Annotated in this window: 13 protein-coding genes; 7 read left to right on the top strand and 6 right to left on the bottom strand. The window is 73.8% G+C overall.

The features are described 5' to 3' along the window. The first annotated feature begins 1 nt into the window (after nt 1). The 3 genes from RNL97_RS10680 (at nt 2) to RNL97_RS10690 (ending at nt 4,285) form a co-directional block, all read left to right on the top strand. On the top strand, nt 2–1,435 hold the full coding sequence (locus RNL97_RS10680) for a protein phosphatase 2C domain-containing protein (protein ID WP_313750622.1): 1,434 nt from the start codon (nt 2–4) through the stop codon (nt 1,433–1,435). A gap of 19 nt (nt 1,436–1,454) precedes the next feature. Next, a complete protein-coding gene (locus RNL97_RS10685; protein WP_313750623.1) occupies nt 1,455–2,810 on the top strand; it encodes a vWA domain-containing protein in 1,356 nt (451 codons plus the stop codon). 86 nt (nt 2,811–2,896) lie between these two features. After that, complete coding sequence (locus RNL97_RS10690) at nt 2,897–4,285, top strand: FHA domain-containing protein (RefSeq protein ID WP_243314050.1); 1,389 nt, start codon at nt 2,897–2,899, stop codon at nt 4,283–4,285. A gap of 34 nt (nt 4,286–4,319) precedes the next feature. On the opposite strand, the gene RNL97_RS10695 is transcribed toward RNL97_RS10690, so the two are convergent. After that, a complete protein-coding gene (locus RNL97_RS10695; RefSeq protein WP_030577115.1) occupies nt 4,320–5,324 on the bottom strand; it encodes a methyltransferase domain-containing protein in 1,005 nt (334 codons plus the stop codon). Nucleotides 5,325–5,437: 113 nt separating this feature from the next. Here RNL97_RS10695 and RNL97_RS10700 point away from each other — a divergent pair, with 113 nt between their 5' ends. From RNL97_RS10700 to RNL97_RS10715, 4 genes are all read left to right on the top strand, one after another. Next, nucleotides 5,438–5,842 carry a globin gene (locus RNL97_RS10700; RefSeq protein WP_030577114.1) on the top strand — a complete coding sequence of 135 codons (405 nt, stop codon included), beginning with the start codon at nt 5,438–5,440 and terminating at the stop codon, nt 5,840–5,842. A gap of 212 nt (nt 5,843–6,054) precedes the next feature. Then, nucleotides 6,055–9,390 carry an FtsX-like permease family protein gene (locus RNL97_RS10705; protein ID WP_313750625.1) on the top strand — a complete coding sequence of 1,112 codons (3,336 nt, stop codon included), beginning with the start codon at nt 6,055–6,057 and terminating at the stop codon, nt 9,388–9,390. Between the two features lies 1 nt (nt 9,391). Continuing rightward, nucleotides 9,392–12,259 (top strand): ABC transporter permease, encoded by a 2,868-nt coding sequence (locus RNL97_RS10710; RefSeq protein WP_243314053.1) that lies wholly within the window; start codon nt 9,392–9,394, stop codon nt 12,257–12,259. Next, nucleotides 12,256–13,260 carry an ABC transporter ATP-binding protein gene (locus tag RNL97_RS10715; RefSeq protein WP_243314054.1) on the top strand — a complete coding sequence of 335 codons (1,005 nt, stop codon included), beginning with the start codon at nt 12,256–12,258 and terminating at the stop codon, nt 13,258–13,260. Before RNL97_RS10710 ends, RNL97_RS10715 begins: the two co-directional genes overlap by 4 nt. Before the next feature lie 32 nt (nt 13,261–13,292). On the opposite strand, the gene RNL97_RS10720 is transcribed toward RNL97_RS10715, so the two are convergent. From RNL97_RS10720 to RNL97_RS10740, 5 genes are all read right to left on the bottom strand, one after another. Continuing rightward, nucleotides 13,293–14,003 (bottom strand): hypothetical protein, encoded by a 711-nt coding sequence (locus RNL97_RS10720; protein ID WP_030577104.1) that lies wholly within the window; start codon nt 14,001–14,003, stop codon nt 13,293–13,295. Next, nucleotides 14,000–14,422 (bottom strand): acyl-CoA thioesterase, encoded by a 423-nt coding sequence (locus RNL97_RS10725; protein ID WP_243314055.1) that lies wholly within the window; start codon nt 14,420–14,422, stop codon nt 14,000–14,002. Before RNL97_RS10725 ends, RNL97_RS10720 begins: the two co-directional genes overlap by 4 nt. A 5-nt stretch (nt 14,423–14,427) precedes the next feature. Continuing rightward, nucleotides 14,428–16,092, bottom strand: coding sequence for an energy-dependent translational throttle protein EttA (ettA, locus tag RNL97_RS10730; RefSeq protein WP_243314056.1), 1,665 nt, complete (start codon nt 16,090–16,092; stop codon nt 14,428–14,430). A gap of 125 nt (nt 16,093–16,217) precedes the next feature. Continuing rightward, nucleotides 16,218–17,714, bottom strand: a complete 1,497-nt coding sequence (locus tag RNL97_RS10735; RefSeq protein ID WP_030577095.1) for a Cys-Gln thioester bond-forming surface protein — start codon at nt 17,712–17,714, stop codon at nt 16,218–16,220. Nucleotides 17,715–17,912: 198 nt separating this feature from the next. Further along, nucleotides 17,913–18,374: a single-stranded DNA-binding protein gene (locus RNL97_RS10740; protein ID WP_030577092.1), complete on the bottom strand. Its 462-nt coding sequence runs from the start codon at nt 18,372–18,374 to the stop codon at nt 17,913–17,915. Nucleotides 18,375–18,415 lie beyond the last annotated feature (41 nt).

An 18,415-nucleotide genomic window follows, 5' to 3' on the forward strand; every position in this document is an offset into this window, starting at 1 on the left:
GATGTCTCAGAGCCACCAGCAGCCCGCCCTGGCGAAGTGCCCCGGCTGCGAGGAACCGCCGGCCGCGGGCGATCTGTTCTGCGGGGCGTGCGGCTACGACCTCTCGGCCGTGCCCGCGCGCCCCGGTGACCGGCCCACGATGCCCATCACCGTGCCCCCGGCCGCCCCGGAGGCATCGGCCGCCCAGGCGGCGCCGGCCGCGTCGGGTGCCGAGGCCGTGCGATGGCCCGCCGCCGCGGAGACCGGCAGCTCGGACGCGCCCGCGCCCGTGCACCGTCCGTCGGACCTGCCGGGGACGGACTCGGGCGGCAGGCCCCTGGGGGAGCAGGAACGGGTCCCGGAGCCGGAGCCCGTCGGCGGGCCTGAGCCCTCGGCCGTTCCGGTGCGCCACGACGACCGGGCCGAGCCGGGCGGTGCGGAGCACTCCGGTGGCTTCGCGCCGGCCGCGCCCGATCCCCGTACGGCGGAGCACCAAGCGGCGGCCGCCGCTCCCGCCGCCGGGGAGAAGGTCTGTGTGGCCTGCCGCTCCGGCCGGGTGGACCGCGACGGCTACTGCGAGAACTGCGGGCACGCCCAGCCCCGCGAGCGCGACCACATGGAGCAGGAGCTCGGCTCGGTGGCCGCGGTGAGCGACCGGGGCCTGCGGCACCACCGCAACGAGGACGCCTTCGCGGTGTCCTCGACCGCCCTGCCGGACGGTTCGCCCGCCGTCGTCGCGATCGTCTGCGACGGCGTCTCCTCGGCGAGCCGCCCCGACGAGGCGTCGGCCGCCGCCGCGAACGCCGCCAACGAGTCGCTGCTGGAGTCTCTGCCGCGCGGTACGCATCCGCAGCAGGCGATGCACGAGGCGATCGTCGCCGCGTCCGAGGCGGTCAACGCCCTGGCGCAGGAGCCGGCCGGGGCGATGGAGCACGACGCGCACCGCCATCAGAACGCCCCGGCGTGCACCCTGGTCGGCGCGGTCATGGCGGGCGAGCTGCTGGTCGTCGGCTGGGTCGGCGACAGCCGGGTCTACTGGGTGCCCGAGGACCGGACCCAGCCGACCGCGCGGCTCACCGAGGACGACTCCTGGGCCGCGCAGATGGTGGCGGCCGGCTTGATGAACGAGGCGGAGGCGTACGCGGACGAGCGCGCCCACGCCATCACCGGCTGGCTCGGCGCCGACGCGTACGAACTGGAGCCGCACACCGCCGCGTTCAAGCCGGACCGGCCCGGTCTGGTCGTCGTGTGCACGGACGGCCTGTGGAACTACGCCGAATCCGCCGAGGAGATGGCCGCCGCGGTCCCCGCCGACGCCCAGGAACACCCGCTGCGCGGCGCCCAGGTGCTCGTCGGACACGCGCTCGACGGCGGGGGCCACGACAACGTAACAGTGGCACTTCTGCCGTTCGCCGTCCGGCCGCAAGGGGCAGGATCGGCCTGCGAAACCGTTTGAGCCTCAAGGAGCCGACCAAATGGCCAACTTCTCCAAGTCGCAGGTGCCGCAGTTCTCCGTCGAGGTGTACCAGAACGAGTTCCTGCCCGAGGGCGGCCGCGAGGTCAACGCGATCGTCACGGTGACCTCGACCGGCGGCGGCACCACCGGCGGGATACCGCTGGCGGATGCGGCGCCCGCGTACGGGGCGGGGCAGGGGCCCGGCGCGGCCGTGGTGCTGATGGTCGACTGTTCGGGCTCGATGGACTACCCGCCGACGAAGATGCGCAACGCGCGCGACGCGACGACCGCGGCGATCGACACCCTGCGCGAAGGGACCCGGTTCGCGGTGGTCGCCGGAACGCATGGGGCGAAGGACGTCTACCCCGGCGGCGGACGGCTCGCGGTCGCCGACGCGCAGACGAAGGCGCAGGCCAAGGAGGCTCTGCGGAAGCTGAGCGCGGGCGGGGGCACCGCCATCGGCACCTGGCTGCGGCTGGCCGACCGGCTGCTGAACTCCGCCGACGTCGCCATCCGGCACGGCATCCTGCTGACCGACGGTCGCAACGAGCACGAGTCGCCCGAGGACCTGCGGGCGGCCCTGGACTCCTGCGTGGGCCGGTTCACCTGCGACGCCAGGGGCGTGGGCACCGACTGGGAGGTGAAGGAGGTCACGGGCGTGGCCGCCGCCCTCCTCGGTACGGCCGACATCGTCGCCGACCCCTCGGGCCTGGCCGCGGACTTCACGCGGATGATGGAGAACGCCATGGGCAAGGAGGTCGCGGACGTGGCGCTGCGGCTCTGGACCCCGGTGGGCGTGGAGATCCGGTTCGTGAAGCAGGTCGCGCCGACCGTCGCCGACCTGACCGCCCGGCGCACCGAGGCGAACGCCCGGGCCGGGGACTACCCGACCGGTTCCTGGGGCGACGAGTCCCGCGACTACCACGTGTGCGTCCTGGTGCCGGAGGCCGGGGTCGGCCAGGAGATGCTGGCCGCCCGGGTCTCGCTGATCCTGCCCGACCACTCGGGCGCGGGCAGCCCGCAGACGCTGTCGCAGGGGCTCGTACGGGCCGTGTGGACGGACGACATGGTGGCGTCGACGTCGATCAATCCGCAGGTCGCGCACTACACGGGTCAGGCGGAACTGGCACAAGTCATCCAGCAGGGGCTGGACGCGCGCAAGTCGGGCGACTTCGACGGAGCGACGGCGAAGCTGGGCCGTGCGGTGCAGCTGGCGTCGGCCTCCGGGAACCAGGACACTGCGAAACTGCTTTCGAAGGTGGTCGACGTCGTCGATGCCGCGACAGGTACTGTGCGACTGAAGGCGAAGGTCGCGGAAGCGGACGAGATGACCCTCGAAACCCGCTCGACCAAGACCGTTCGCGTCAAGAAGTAGCACAGAGCGATCACCTCGCGGTCAAGGCACCGCGACCGACAGCATGCGGCCTCCGCGGCCGGAAGAGGAGAGGGGGAAGCGCCGACATGCCGACCTGCCCGAACGGACACCAGTCGGGTTCCGAGGACTGGTGCGAGGTCTGCGGACACCGCATGACGACCGGCGGCGCGCCCGCGGGCGCGGTGCCCCCGCCGCCTCCTCCGCCGCCCGCGCCCGGCTACGGCTACCCCCAGCCGGGTTCCGGCTCCGATGTCGGCCAGCCCACCATGCAGGCGGAGCTCTGCCCGCAGTGCCGTACGCCGCGTGAGGCGATGGCGCCGTTCTGCGAGGAGTGCCGCTGGAACTTCCTCACCAACACGGCGACCTCCTACACCCCTCTGGCCCCGCAGCACAGCACGCCCAGCGGCCCGCCGCCCGGCCTCAACCTGCCGCCCGGCTTCCAGGCGCAGGGCCCTGGCGGACAGCCCGGCCCCGGCGGTCCCGGTGGTCAGCCCGGCCCCGGTGGACCTGGTGCGCAGGGCGGTCCGCCCGGCGCGCCGCAGCCGCGCGACCCGTTCGACTACCAGGGCTCGCGGCCCTCGCAGATGAACCGTCCCGCCGAGCCGCTCACCCCGGAGCGGAACGCCCCGCAGGGGAACGGCGGCCAGGGCGGGCCTCCGCAGTCGTTCCAGCAGGGTGCTCCGCCCTCCTCGTTCCAGCAGCAGGGCCCGCCGTCGGCGCGCTCGCCGTTCGAACCGCAGCAGTCGGCTCCGTCGCCGTTCGAGCCCCAGCAGTCGGCTCCGTCGCCGTTCGAGCCCCAGCAGGCGTCGCCCTTCGCGCCGCAGCAGCAGCAGTCGGCGCCTCCGCAGTCGCCGGGGCACACCGGCGGCGGGGACGACTGGATGCTGTCGCCGCCCTCCCAGGCGCAGCCGCCCCAGCAGTTCCAGCAGCCGGGCCCCCACCAAGGCCAGGGCCACCCCGGCCAGGGCCACCCGGACCAGGGCCACCCCGGCCTGCAGCACGGGCAGGACCAGGGGTACGACCAGGGTCAGCAGCACGGTGTGCCCGGCCAGGGACGACCGCAGCAGCCCGCCACCTGGACCGCCGTGATCGCCCCGGACCGCGCGTACTTCCTCGCGATGATGCAGCGCAGCGGACCCGAGGCGACCGGGCTGAACCTGCCCGCGTACTCCCCGGAGCAGCGCCTTCCGCTCACCGGCAGCCAGGTCACCATCGGGCGCCGTCGGCAGAGCACCGGCGAGTCCCCCGACGTCGATCTGTCGGTCCCCCCGGAGGACCCGGGCGTCTCGCACCAGCACGCGGTGCTGGTGCAGCAGCCCGACGGGGGCTGGGCGGTCGTGGACCAGAACTCCACCAACGGCACCACGCTGAACGGTGCCGAGGAGCCGATCCAGCCCTACGTCCCCGTGCCGCTCCAGGACGGTGACCAGGTGCACGTCGGGGCGTGGACGACGATCACGGTCCGCCGGGACTGAGACCGCCGGGCCGGGGTGCGCTCGCCGCCGTGGTTCACCGGCCGGCGGCGAGCGGCCAGGTGTAGGGGCCCTGCGGATCGTCGAGCCAGGCCCACTGCCGGCCCTGGCCGACCGTGATGCCGTACCTCTCCCGGCGCGGGCGCCCCTCGCGCTCCCAGAGGGAGAGTGCCTCGTGCGGATCGAGGGTGCCCGCGGTCAGCGTCAGGAGGAACCGGAACAGGTCGTCCCCGGCCACCCGGCGCGGCAGTCCGCCCAGGCGCGGCAGCCCGTCGGTCGGCGGCAGCGCCCCCCGCAGGGGCACGAAGTACGCCGGGGTGTGCAGGAAGTGCCCCTCGGCGCGCGGTCCGTGCGCCGTCGCGCGGACCTCCAGCAGGACCAGGCCGGTGGCGAGCGGCGCGAGGATCAACGCCCCCGGACGGCACTGTTCCGGCCAGCTCTGCGGTACGGAGGGCAGGGTGCAGGTCGCGATGATCCGGTCGTACGGGGCGCGCTCCGGGCAGCCCCGGGCCCCGTCGCCGGTGACCACCGTCGGGTGGTACCCGGCCGCCGCGAGGTGGCGGCGGGCCGACTCCGTGATCTCCGGCTCCAGATCGACGCTGGTCACGGCGGGGTCGCCGAGCCGGTGGGCGAGGAGGGCCGCGTTGTAGCCGGGGCCGGTGCCGATCTCCAGGACCGTGTGTCCGTCCGCCACGTCGAGGGCGTCGAGCATCAGGGCCATCAGGGACGGCTGGCTGGAGGACGAGACGAGTTCGCCGTCCTTGAGCCAGGTCGCCAGCGCCCCGTCCGCGTACACCCCGTGCAGCCAGCGGGAGCGCTGTCCGGGGTCGGCGGCCTCGTCCCCGAGGCGTTCGTAGCCCCCGATCCCGTGCACGTAGAAGAACGGCACGAACAGATGGCGGGGGACCTCGGTGAAGGCGGTGCGCCAGGCGGGATCGGTGAGTCCGCCCCGCGCGACGATCTCCCGCACGAGGGCATGCCGCGCCGCGTCGGCCTCGGCGTCGGGGGCGGACGGGGAGGGGCTCTGCCGGTGTGCACCCATGTCTCCACTGTCCTGCGCCGGGGCCGTGGGGGCGAGGGGGAGCGCACCGCCGGACACCGGACGTTGGTCCTAGGACCGCTGACCTCGGGCGGTGCGTCTGCGACCATGGACGGGTGACTGAGATTCCGCGCGACACGCTTCAGGAGCAGACCTTCTACGAGCAGGTCGGCGGCGAGGCGACCTTCCGGCGCCTGGTCCACCGCTTCTACGAGGGCGTGGCGGGCGACGAGCTGCTGCGGCCGATGTATCCCGAGGAGGATCTGGGCCCGGCCGAGGAACGGTTCGCGCTGTTCCTGATGCAGTACTGGGGCGGCCCGCGCACCTACAGCGACCACCGGGGCCACCCGCGGCTGCGGATGCGGCACGCGCCGTTCCGGGTGGACCGTGCGGCCCACGACGCCTGGCTCGCCCATATGCGCGTCGCGCTGGACGAGCTGGGGCTCGCGCCCGAGCACGAGCGGCGGCTGTGGGACTACCTGACGTACGCCGCCGCCTCGATGGTCAACACCGCGGACTGATCGCTTGCGGGCGCCGAGGGATCACCGGAGAGCGAGCATGTGAACGTTCGGTGACCGGTTGCCTCCGGAATTCGACGCTCCACCTCCGGATAACGATCACGATCGCATCAAGGTGCGCCTGTAAGCGGTTACCGAAACCCTGGTGCCTCTGAAAGCATCACCGGTACGTCGGGGGGCGTGCGCAGGTGGTGTTTCCGGGGCTGGGGGATCAGGTGACGGGTTTCGTCCTTCTGCGGGTGCGGGCTCATCGCCTGTTGCTCTCCGCGGCCGTCCTCGCCGTCCTGCTGACCACCTCCGTCCTGGCCGCGCTCACCGCGTTCTCCGATTCCGTGGGGGACGCGGCCCTGCGTCACACGCTCACCCACCGCTCGGCCGCGTCCGCCGCCCTCGTCGTGTCCGCCTCGGTGGACCACGAACAGCGCGCGGAGGCCGACGAGGCCGTCCGCAAGGCCTCCCGCGACGCCTTCGACGGCCTGCCCGTGACGGTGGGGAAGTTGGAGAGTTCGGGGTCGTACGCGCTGCCGCGGGACCTCCGGGACCCGGCCGCCCGGCGCGGTGAACCGGACCTCACCCACTTCGCCGCCCTCGACCGCGACCGGGTGCGGATCACGGAGGGCAGGGCGCCCGCCGCCTCCGACGGCACCGGACCCGTGCAGGTGGCGCTGCCCGTCGTCGCCGCCGAGGCGCTGAAGCTGAAGCCCGGCGCACGGCTCACCGTCACCGACCGGCTGCACGACGACAAGAAGCAACGGGTCCTGGTCACCGGTGTCTACGAGGCCGCCGACCGGTCCGACCCGTACTGGCAGTTGGACCCGCTCGGCGGGCGCGGGGTGCGCAAGCTCGCGTTCACGACGTACGGCCCGCTGCTCACCGACCCCTCGGTCATCGCCTCGGGCGCGCTCGGCGGCGGGCAGACGTCCTGGCTGGCCGCCGCCGACTTCACCACGCTGACCACCGGCTCCATGGAGGGGCTGCGGGACACGTCGGCGGCGGCCCCGAAGGCCCTGGCGGCCGCACCGGTGTTCACGTCCGGTGTCACCGCGCGGATGCCGCTGCCGACCGTGCTCGACCAGGTCGACCGGGCGCTGCTGGTCTCCCGTTCCACGCTGATGATCGTCGCGGTGCAGTTGGTGCTGCTCGCCGCGTACGCCCTGCTGCTCGTGGCCCGGCTGCTGAACAGCGAGCGGGACGGCGAACGCGAACTGCTGCGCGCCCGGGGCGGTTCCCGGGCCCGCATCACCTCGTTCGCCGCGATCGAGGCGCTGCTGCTGGCCGTGCCCGCCGCGGTGGCGGCCCCGCTGCTCGCGGAGCCGCTGACCGGGCTGCTGGCCGAGCGCAGCGCCCTGTCCCGGATCGGTCTGGAGGTCGGCGCGGCCGCGACCGGGACCGTCTGGCTGGTCTCCGCGGCCGTCGCGCTGGCCTGCGCCCTGGCGGTGGTGGCCCCGTCGCTGACGGCCGGGGCGGGCGGGCGCCGGACCCGGGCCGCGTCGCTGCCGGGACCCGTGCGGGCGGGCGCGGACCTCGGGCTGCTGCTGATCGCGGGGGTGGCGTACTGGCAGCTGGACCGGCAGGCCGGCGGCGGGGTGCTCACCGGCGACCGGGCCGGCAACCTCGGGATCGACCCCCTGCTGGTCACCGCCCCCGCCCTCGCGCTGCTCGCCGGAACGGTCCTCACGCTGCGGCTGCTGCCGCCCGCCGCGAGGCTCGCGGAACGGCGCGCGGCCAAGGGCCGGGGGCTGCCCGCGGCCCTTGCGGGCTGGCAGTTCAGCCGCCGCCCGCTGCGCGGCGCGGGTCCGGTGCTGCTGCTGGTCCTGTCGGTCGCGATGGGCATGCTGGCGATCGGGCAGAGCGCCTCGTGGAACCGCTCGCAGTCCGACCAGGCAGATTTCGGCTCCGGCGCCTCGGTCCGGCTGGTGGGCGGGCACGGCAGCGGTCCGGCGTCGGCCGGAATCTACAGCGGCCTGGACGGGGTGCGGCAGGCGGCGCCCGCCCACCGGACGACGGTGGAGGCCTCCGGGGGGCGCACGGCCGAGATCCTCGCCCTGGACACCGCCCACGCGGACGAGGGGATGCTGCTCCGCTCCGACCTGGCCGGCGGAAGCCCGCGCCGGGTGTTCGACACCATCGCCCCGAAGCGGACCCCGCGCCCCGGGCTCGTCCTCCCGAAGGACACCGCCCGGGTCACGATGGACCTCCGGATCACCACGGTGTCACCGAAGGGCTCCGAGGCCGCCTCCGACACGTCGGCGCCGGTGGTCACCGTGCTCCTGGAGGACCGCTACGGCCTCCCCTACCGGTTCCTGGCCGGCCCGGTGCCCGTGGACGGCCGCCCGGTCCCGGTGTCGTTCCCGGTGTCGGCGGCGGGCGGTCTGGCCGTGACCGGCATCGAGGTGGACGACGAACCGCCGTACGGACGAGCGGAGAAGCGCCGGGTCGCGGTGAGCGACGTACGCGTGGTCACGGCCCCTGGCGACGGCAACGCGTCCGGCTCCCCCGAAGGTTCCGAGGGCTCCGAAGGCCGGGAACGCCCGGTGCCGGTCTCCGGGTCGGTGCGCTGGGACGCGTCGATGGCATTGACCGACCGCGGCGACAGCCGGCCCGGCACACCGCCGGTGCGCAACGGGGCACCGGGCCTGCCGGACTTCACCTACGACACCGGGGTGAGCAGCGAGGACGGCTGGGAGCAGACCACCAGCACCCTGCGGATCACCGCCGCCCGGCCGAAGGCCGCGCCCCTCAAGGCGGTCGCGACGGACGCCTACCTGAAGAGCGCGCACGCGAAGCTGGGGGACGAGATCGACCTCACCCTGGCCGGGAACACCGTCCGGGTGACCCTGGCGGAGTCGGTACGCCGGCTGCCCACCACCGGGGCCGCCGAGCTTTCCGGCGCCGCCGACCCGGCGCGGAGCGGCGGCGCGCTGCTGCTGGACCTCAAGGCCGTCACCGAACTCCTGTCCTGGCGGACGACGGCCACCATCGAGGCGACCGAGTGGTGGCTGAGCGCCGACCCCGGCGACGCCCCGAAGGTCGCCGCCGCCCTGCGCGCCCTGCCGGACACCGACGCGGCCCAGGTGCTGGTCCGGGCCGAGGCAGCCCGGCAGCTGGTGGACGACCCGCTGGGCGCGGGGCCCCAGTCGGCTCTGCCGGCCGTCGCGGTGGTCGCCGCCGCGCTGGCGGCGGTCGGCTTCGCGGTCAGCGCCTCGGGCTCCCGGCGCGAACGGGCGGCGGAGCTGGGAGTGTTGCGGGCGCTCGGCGCCCCGCGCCGCCAGCTGGCCCGGATGATCGCCGCCGAACAGGGCGTGCTGATCGCTCTCGCCCTGCTGATCGGGCTCGGCATCGGCACGGTGCTGACCCGTGCCGTCGTCCCGCTCATCGTCCTGACCGGGCAGGCGGGCCGGCCTGTTCCAACGGTGCTGGTCGAGCTGCCCGCCGGGCAGGTCGCCGCACTGCTGGCCGGGGTCGCCGCCCTGCCGCTCGTGATCGTCGCGACGATGGCGCTGCGCCGCGGGGACCCGGCGGTCACACTGCGCCACCAGGGGGACCACTGACATGAGTGACGGCAAGCGGGCGGCGAGCGCCCCCTGGATACGGACCCGGCTGCGCACCGCACCCGGCGCCGCGGTGGCCCTCGCGGTGCTGGTGCTGGTGACGGCGTTCCTCGCCGCGGCGTTCCCGCGGGCCGTGGACGCGTACGAGACGAAGGGGCTGCGCCACGACATCCGGCTGGCCGACGCGGGGCGCAGCGCGGTGGAGGTCTCCCGACCCCAGCCCGGACTGGAACTGCCGCGGGAGCAGCGGGAGGCCGAGGTGCGCGGCCCCGAGCTGACACGGGTCGGCGGGGCGCTGCTGAAGGCGCTGCCCGCGCCGCTGCGCGCGGACCCGTCGTCCGTCGCGTACGGGATACGCACCATGGAGCCGGTCCTCGCGACCGAGCCGTGGCTGCCGAGGCCCGACACGGTGCCGCCGCAGCTCTCGTACACGGCGCAGACGGGGCTGAAGGAGCACGCCCGGCTGGTCTCGGGCGCCTGGCCGACGACGCCTGACGCGGTGACGTCCACCTCGCGTGCGGTGCAGGGCACGGTCACCGAGGAGACGGCGGCCGCGCTGAACATGAAGGTCGGCTCGGCCCTCCACCTGCCCACCGCGGTCGGGGGCCCGCTGAAGGTGACCGTCACGGGCATCGTCGCCCCGCGTGACCCGGGCGGCGGCTACTGGTCCGCCGATCCGCTGGTGCGCACCCCGTCCCTGATCCCGGACCCCACGAGCCCCTTCCCGCAGAACTACTGGACCGGCACCGTCCTGCTGGCCGAGGACGCCGGCCCCGCGCTCCTGGCCACCGCCACCGAACCGTCGCTCTTCTGGCGGTTCCCGCCCGACGCCTCCGCGCTCACCGGCCCCGACGGCTCGCGGCTGGCGTCCGTCGTCGACTCGCTGGAGAGCGGCCCCGGGCTGCTGGAGGTGCGGGCGATCGCCGGGGACACCGCGGAGGTCCTCACCGGGCTCGGTCACCTCGTGCAGGCCAACGCGCGGATGCGCGACGCGATCAGTCCCGTGATCGCGGTCGCCGCCCTCGGCATCGGCTCCGTGGCGGCCGTCGTCCTGGTGATGACGGGGGCCCTGATCGCCGCCCGCCGCAAGGCCGAACTGGCCCTGATGCGTTCGCGCGGCGGCTCGCTGCGTGGCATCGGCGGCCGTCTGCTCGCGGAGACCGCGGTGACCGTGCTGCCCGCGAGCGCGCTCGGTCTGCTCCTCTCGGTACTGGCCGTGGGCGAGGGCCGCTGGTGGCCCGCGGCGCTGGCGGCGGCGGGCGTCGGGCTTCTCGTCTGCGTCGCGCTGCCCCTGCGGACGACACTCCAGCACATCCGGCCCACCCTGCACGGCGCCCGCGACGACATGGTGAGCGCCCGGCCCTCGCGTCGGCGGAGCGTCGCCGAACTGACCCTGCTCGTGCTGGCGGTGGGCGCGGTGACGGCGCTGCGCCGTCGCGGTACGTCCGGGGGCGGCACCGATCTGCTGGTCAGCGCGGCACCCGTGCTGGTGGCGCTGATCGCGGCGCTGGTGCTGGTGCGGCTCTATCCGCTGCCCCTGCGGCTCGCCGCGCGTCCCATGGCCCGGCTGCGCGGGGCGATCGGCTTCCTGTCGCTGGCCCGGGCCGGCCGTTCCTCGGCCGGCGGGGCGCTGCCGCTGCTGGCCCTGCTGCTGGCGCTGGCCACGGCGGCGTTCGGCGGCTCGGTGATCGCCGGGATCGGGGACGCGCGGGACGACGCGGCGCTGGCGGCCGTCGGCGCGGACGCCCGGGTCAGCGGCGAGAGCGAGCGGGCGACCCTGCCCGACGGACTGGTCCGCGCGGTGCGCGACCTGGACGGGGTGCGGAGCGCGGCCGCGCTGCGGGTCGAGTTCGGCGTCGCCACGCCGGAGACGGCGGCCGGTGGCGGCAGTGCGGACGACAGCGGTACGGATACGGGTTCGGGCGCGGACACCGGTGGCGGCGACGCGGCCGGGGCGAGCGGCGCGAGGGCCATGGCCATGGTGGGCGTCGATCCGGCCTCGTACACCCGGCTGGCCCGCACGACCGGGCTGCCGGACTTCCCGAGCGGTCTGCTGAAGGCGACCGGCCCCTCGGCGCCGCTGCCCGAGGGAGCGAAGTCCGGCCCGGAGCGCGTGCTTCCGGTCATCGCCTCCCCGGCGGTGGCGGCCCGGCTGGGCAAGGAGGCGCACGCGGTCGACACGCTGTCCGGCGACTTCAAGGTCCGGGTGGTGGGGACCGTCGAGCGGGTGGCGTCGCTCGCCTCCACGAACTTCCTGATCGTCAACTCCGCCTCCCTGGAGGAGCGGGCGCCCACGACGCTGCTGCTCACCGGCGCCCCCGACCCCGGGAAGCTGCGCGCGGCGGCCGACGGGAACGGCGAGGAGTTCGTCGTACAGCTGCGTTCCGAGGAGCGCGCGCGCTATGTGAACACCCCGATGCAGGCGGGGGCGGAGCGGATCTATCTGGCGGCCGTCGCGGCGGGCGCCGGATACGCGCTGCTGGCCGTCCTGCTGTCGCTGCTCCAGACCGCGCCCGAGCGCAGGACGCTGCTGGCGCGGCTGCGGACGATGGGGCTCACCACCGGGCAGGGCAGGCGGCTGCTGGCCTTCGAGGCGACGCCGCAGGCGCTGCTGGCGGCGGGCGGCGGCCTGCTCACCGGCTGGGCGACCATCGTCCTGCTCTCCCCCGGCATCGATCTGGTGCCGCTGGCGCTCGCGGGCGTCGCCGGATCGGACACGAGCCCCGTCACACTGCGCGCCGACCTCTGGTCGCTGGCGCTGCCGGCCGCGGGGGTCGTGGCACTCGCCGCCGCGGTCGCGGGCGTCCAGGCGTGGTGGGCGAGCCGCCGCGGATCGATCACCGAACTCAGGGCAGGAGACTCCCGATGACCTCGTCCACCGAGACGGCAGGCACGGCCCGCGCGGCCGAGACGACCCTCGCGGAGCTGGAGCGGCGGGCCGCGGCCCGCCGGGACCGGCCCTCCTACGGGCACGACGCGCTGATCGCCTGCGACCGGGTGGTGCGGATCTTCACCACGGACGGGGTGGAGGTGCAGGCCCTCCAGGGTCTCGACCTGCTGGTCACCGAGGGCGAGTTGATGGCTCTGGTGGGGGCGTCGGGCAGCGGCAAGTCGACGCTGATGAACATCCTGGCGGGGCTGGACGTGCCGACGGCGGGCTCGGCGAAGGTCGCGGGGTGCGATCTGCTGTCGATGGGCCCGAAGGAGCGGCTGCGCTACCGGCGGGACGTGGTCGGGTTCGTCTGGCAGCAGACCGCCCGCAATCTGCTCCCGTATCTCACCGCGATCCAGAACATCACCCTGCCCATGCAGTTGCGCGGCGGGGGCGCCAAGCGCGAACGGGCGGCCCGCGCCGAGTCGTTGCTCGCCATGCTCGACATCGCGGACTGCCGCGACCGGCGGCCCCAGCAGCTCTCCGGCGGACAGCAGCAGCGGGTGGCGATCGCGGTGGCGCTGGCCAACAACCCGTCCGTGCTGCTGGCGGACGAGCCGACCGGTGAGCTGGACTCGGCCACCGGGGAGCAGGTCTTCGCCGCGTTCCGCCGCGCCAACGAGGAGTTGGGCACCTCGATCGTGATCGTCACCCACGACCAGGCGGTCGCCGACGAGGTCCGGCGTACGGTCGCCATCCGCGACGGCCGTACGTCCTCCGAGGTGCTGCGCCGCACGGAGGTGGACGCGGCGACGGGCCAGGAGTCGCAGGTGGCCCGGGAGTACGCGATGCTCGACCGCGCGGGACGGCTCCAGTTGCCCGCGGACTACACGCAGGCGCTGGGCATGGAGCACCGGGTGCTGCTGGAGCTGGAGCAGGACCACATCGGCGTGTGGCCGGACGCGCACGGGGCGTCGCAGGACGCACCGGAGAAGTAGCGCCGGTCGGGCCGAACGGGTCGGGCGACCGCTCAGCCGCGCCCGACGGAGAGGCTGAGCCCGCCGGGCCCGCCCAGGCCGCCGGCCGGGTCGCGGCGCAGCGCGATGGAGCCGAAGGGCGTCCGCAGCCGCAGCCAGCCGCCCGCCGCGAGCAGCGAGACGGGGAAGTCGGGGTCGGGGCGGAGGAAGCCGAGGGACTGGGCGGCGTGCACGGCGCGCAGGGGCAGGTCCGTGGTGCCGACCGGCCGCGACCAGATCTCGCGGCCGATCCGGTCGCGCTCGGCGCGGGTGCGCCGCTCCTCGGGCAGGGCCTCGTCCCGGGTGCGGAACTCGGTGACGGCGGCCTCCAGCGCGAGGCGCACGGCGTCGGGGCCGGGCAGCCCCGCCTGCTCCTGCCAGGGGCCCCGGGGCGGCAGGACGCCGGTCCAGGGCGGCCCGGTGACGGGGGCGGGCAGCGCACCGCCCCGCTCCCCCGGGCCCTCACCGGAGACGTCGAGGGACTCCAGCAGCTCCCCGGCCGACACCGTGACGTCGAGGGTCTCGGGGCGGGCCAGGCGGGCGGTGCGGATGGCGAGGACCTCGAAGGAGGGCGGGCGGCCGAACACGGCCAGCGCGTCGCCGCCGCCCGCCTGCAACCGGACCGCGGCGGCCCGGTCGTAGTGGAGCAGCCGGCCGAGGAAGGCGGCGAGATCCGCCGCCTCCCTCGGGTCGGCGAACCGCAGCGACTGCACGGGCACGGTCATGCCGCGGCGGGCTCCTCTGTCAGGTACTGCTGGAGGAAGAGCTTCTCCTCGGCGGAGATCCGCCGGGGCCGCTCCGCCGCCAGGTCGTACGGCACGACGACGGTCGAGGCGCGTACGTACACCTGCTCGGGGTCCTTGATCTCATAGGCGATCGTCAGGGACGCGGCGCCGATCTTCGTGACCCACGACTCGACGGTCACCGGTTCGTGCCGGTGGACCAGCGGCCGTACGTAGTCGATCTCGTGCCGGGCCACGACGGACCCGCCCGAGAACGACGGGGAACCGTCCCCGGGCGCCAGCCGGAACATGAAGTCGATGCGCGCCTCCTCCAGGTAGCGGAGGAAGACCACGTTGTTGACGTGGCCGAAGGCGTCCATGTCCGACCAGCGCAGGGGGCAGCTGTAGAGGTGACGAGCCAAGACGATCAGCCTCGCGTGAGCTTCTTGTACGTGGCACGGTGCGGGCGGGCCGCGTCCGCACCGAGGCGGTCGATCTTGTTCTTCTCGTACGACTCGAAGTTGCCCTCGAACCAGTACCACTTGGAGTCACCCTCGTAGGCGAGGATGTGCGTGGCGACGCGGTCCAGGAACCAGCGGTCGTGGGAGATGACCACCGCGGCGCCCGGGAACTCCAGGAGGGCGTTCTCCAGCGAGGAGAGCGTCTCGACGTCGAGGTCGTTGGTGGGTTCGTCGAGGAGCAGCAGGTTGCCGCCCTCCTTGAGCGTCAGCGCCAGGTTGAGGCGGTTGCGCTCACCACCGGAGAGGACGCCGGCCGGCTTCTGCTGGTCCGGGCCCTTGAAGCCGAACGCGGAGACGTAGGCGCGGGACGGCATCTCGACCTGGCCGACGTTGATGTAGTCCAGCTCGTCCGAGACGACGGCCCAGAGGGTCTTCTTCGGGTCGATGTTGGCGCGGGACTGGTCGACGTAGGAGATCTTGACCGTGTCGCCGATCTTGACCGAACCGCTGTCGGGGGCCTCCAGGCCCTGGATCATCTTGAACAGCGTGGTCTTGCCCGCGCCGTTCGGACCGATGACGCCGACGATGCCGTTACGGGGCAGCGTGAACGACAGGTCGTCGATGAGGACCTTGTCGCCGAAGGCCTTCGAGAGGTTCTCGACCTCGACGACGATGGAGCCGAGCCGGGGGCCCGGCGGGATCTGGATCTCCTCGAAGTCCAGCTTCCGCATCTTGTCGGCCTCGGCCGCCATCTCCTCGTACCGGGCGAGACGGGCCTTGGACTTGGTCTGGCGCCCCTTGGCGTTCGACCGCACCCACTCCAGCTCCTCCTTGAGGCGCTTCTGGCGCTTCTCGTCCTTGCGGCCCTCGACCTTGAGGCGGGCGGCCTTCTTGTCGAGGTAGGTGGAGTAGTTGCCCTCGTAGGGAATCGCGCGGCCGCGGTCGAGTTCGAGGATCCACTCGGCGACGTTGTTGAGGAAGTACCGGTCGTGGGTGACGGCGACGACGGCACCCGCGTACTTCGAGAGGTGCTGCTCCAGCCAGTTCACCGACTCGGCGTCCAGGTGGTTGGTGGGCTCGTCGAGGAGGAGCAGGTCCGGGGCCTCGATGAGGAGCTTGCAGAGCGCCACGCGGCGCTTCTCGCCACCGGAGAGGTTGGTGACCGGCCAGTCGCCGGGCGGGCAGCCCAGGGCGTCCATGGCCTGCTCCAGCTGGGCGTCCAGGTCCCACGCGTTGGCGTGGTCCAGGTCCTCCTGGAGCTTGCCCATCTCCTCCATCAGCGCGTCGGAGTAGTCGGTCGCCATGAGCTCGGCGACCTCGTTGAAGCGCTTGAGCTTGCCCATGATCTCGGCGGCGCCGTCCTGGACGTTCTCCAGGACGGTCTTCGACTCGTCGAGCTTGGGCTCCTGCATGAGGATGCCGACGGTGAACCCGGGCGACAGGAACGCGTCGCCGTTGGACGGCTGCTCCAGGCCCGCCATGATCTTCAGCACCGTGGACTTACCGGCGCCGTTGGGGCCCACGACACCGATCTTCGCGCCGGGCAGGAAGTTCAGATTGACGTCATCGAGAATCACCTTGTCGCCGTGCGCTTTGCGCGTCTTGCGCATGGTGTAGATGTACTCAGCCAAGAGAAACCGTCCGGCAGCAATAGAGGTGTGGGCAGATACACCCATCTTGCCTGACACCCGCCCCCGGAAGGAAACCCGTCCACCCACCGGCACCGGAGCGGCGGTCACCGTGTGCGGGCAGGTGCTCACTCACCGTCGGCGAGCGGCTTCTTCCGGCGGAGGGCGAAGACCGCGCCACCGCCCACGACGAGCAGTCCGATGGCGACGGCGGCGAGCATCGGGGTGGCGCTGGATCCACCCGTGGCGGCGAGGTCGCCCTCCAGCCCCGACGAGACGGAGCCGGTCGTGGCCGGGACGGACCGCTCGGCGCTCCGCGTGCCGACGTCGTTGCCCGCGCCCCCCGCCTCCTGGCTCTCCCGCTCCAGGACGCTGCCGCTGGTGGCGCAGTCCAGCACCCCGGTGAAGGTACGGCTGAAGCCGGCGGGCCCGGTGATGGTGAAGTCGTACGCCTGGTCCTCGGCGACGGGGACGGCGACCGTGCTGGTCTCTCCGGCGGCGACGGTGTGCTCCTCGCCGGCCAGCTCGAAGGTGAACGGCGCGTCGCCCCGGTTGGCGGCCGTGACGTCCACCCCGCCCTTCGCACAGTTCTTCCGGGCGGTCACCGCCGGGGCGGCGCCGGTCTCGGCCCAGGCGGCGGTGGCGCGGGCGGAGACGGTCGACTCGCTGGAACCGGCCAGGATCTGGGTCTGGGTGCGGCCCGTCCCGGCGAGGGCCCGGCCGACCGGCACGGAGGTGGTGGCCTGGACGGCCAGCGACGCGGTGCCGTCGGCGGTGCCCTTCGGCACGGCGAAGTAGAGCCGGTCCCCGTCGGACGCCTCGGTGACCGGGGCGCCCTTCTTGTCGGTGACCTGGACGCCGCTGGCCGCGGCGTCCACCGGGGGCGACACCGAGACCTGACCCGCGGCGGTGCGGACGGTCACCGGACCGAGCAGTTCCCCGGCCCGGCCGGAGACGGCGGCCGGCTCCAGGGTCAGCGAGGTCCGGGGCTCCTTCTCCGGGCGCGCGCTGCGCTGCAGCCAGTCGGCGAGCTTCTCCGCCTGCTTGTCCGACGCGGTGACGTCGGCGTTGTCCGAGTAGCGCCAGATGGCGACCTGCGTCCCCGCGGCCGCGGTCCGCTCCGTCAGCGGACCGGTACCGGCCGCCTCGGCGAGCGCGGCCAGGTCGTCGACCTGCGGGTAGGAGTGCTGGAGGATCCAGCGGATCCTCCCCGCGTTCCGGTTGCCGCCGAGTGAGGTCTCGGCCCAGGGGGTCTCCAGGTACTTGGCCTGCTCCTGGGTGGGGTTGTGGAGGTCGATGCAGTAGGTCTTGAGCTTCCCTCCGCCGTCCACGGTCATCTCGAAAAGTCCGGCGGGCAGTTCCTGGGTCCGGACGGGCGCGCCGTCCTCCCCCGCGATGCGGAGCACGGCGCTGTCGAAGGTCTTCAGTCCGTCGAGCACGGCGGCGGCGCCGCCGTGGTGCCGGCTGGTGTCGTCGGCCGCCGCCGGTCCGGCGCCGACGAGCGCGGCTGCCGCGACGAGACCGGAGACCAGCAGAGCGGCGACCGGGCGGAGGATCCCGCGCCCGGGGTCCGCTCCTGTCGTGCCGGATGACGACGCAGCGGACGCTGAAGGCGCAGAAAACACAGAATTCCCCTCCGGGCGAGGCCCTTGCGCGTGGTGCGCGTGTGGGGAATGCCTCGCCAGCAGACCCAAGTGACCCGTGAGCACTGGGAATCCTAAAGAACGGGCGGAGGCGAGTCCCCCGAACTGCCCTTCGCCAACCGTTCCGAATCGGAATCGTTATCGCGGGATGGCGCCAGAACGCGTCACCGAACAGCCTTTTCAGGACACTGCGGCCATTGCGCCGACCTGTTCTCCTTCTTTCGGCGCCCTCTCCGTGTCGCCGTCCGTGACGCGCTCCGGACGCTCCGTCAGATGCGGTTCCAACCTGGGCGCCCGGCGGAAGGCGGCGGTTCCCCGGCTCAGATCGTGGCCGACGGCGACCGCCTCGACATCGACGAACGTCCGTCGCTGACCGGCCTGTTCTTCCTCACGGATCTTCAGTCGGCCGTGCACGACCAGAGGTTCCCCGACCGAAACGGAACCGGCGAGATTCGCGGCGAGCGTCCGCCAGGACCAGACGGTGTAGAAGCTGGTGCGGCCGTCGGCCCAGAGCTGTTTCTCGCGGTCCCAGCGGCGCGGAGTGACGGCGAAACGGAATCGCGCCATTCCTCCGGTGGCCGTCTCCCGGAAGTCCACCGCGGTCGCCGCGTTACCCACCAGGGTCACCAAGGTCTCGTTCATTTCCGCCCCCGCATTCCTTGTCTTCCTTGCCTTGCTTGTCT

It is taken from the genome of Streptomyces parvus, from assembly GCF_032121415.1.
Lineage (GTDB): Bacteria > Actinomycetota > Actinomycetes > Streptomycetales > Streptomycetaceae > Streptomyces > Streptomyces globisporus_A.

Coding starts and splice junctions, on each gene's coding strand:
- RNL97_RS10695 (WP_030577115.1), bottom strand. CDS start 5,324: ATGGGTGCACACCGGCAGAGCCCCTCCCCGTCCGCCCCCGACGCCGAG.
- RNL97_RS10715 (WP_243314054.1), top strand. CDS start 12,256: ATGACCTCGTCCACCGAGACGGCAGGCACGGCCCGCGCGGCCGAGACG.
- RNL97_RS10710 (WP_243314053.1), top strand. CDS start 9,392: ATGAGTGACGGCAAGCGGGCGGCGAGCGCCCCCTGGATACGGACCCGG.
- RNL97_RS10690 (WP_243314050.1), top strand. CDS start 2,897: ATGCCGACCTGCCCGAACGGACACCAGTCGGGTTCCGAGGACTGGTGC.
- RNL97_RS10685 (WP_313750623.1), top strand. CDS start 1,455: ATGGCCAACTTCTCCAAGTCGCAGGTGCCGCAGTTCTCCGTCGAGGTG.
- RNL97_RS10680 (WP_313750622.1), top strand. CDS start 2: ATGTCTCAGAGCCACCAGCAGCCCGCCCTGGCGAAGTGCCCCGGCTGC.
- RNL97_RS10720 (WP_030577104.1), bottom strand. CDS start 14,003: ATGACCGTGCCCGTGCAGTCGCTGCGGTTCGCCGACCCGAGGGAGGCG.
- RNL97_RS10740 (WP_030577092.1), bottom strand. CDS start 18,374: ATGAACGAGACCTTGGTGACCCTGGTGGGTAACGCGGCGACCGCGGTG.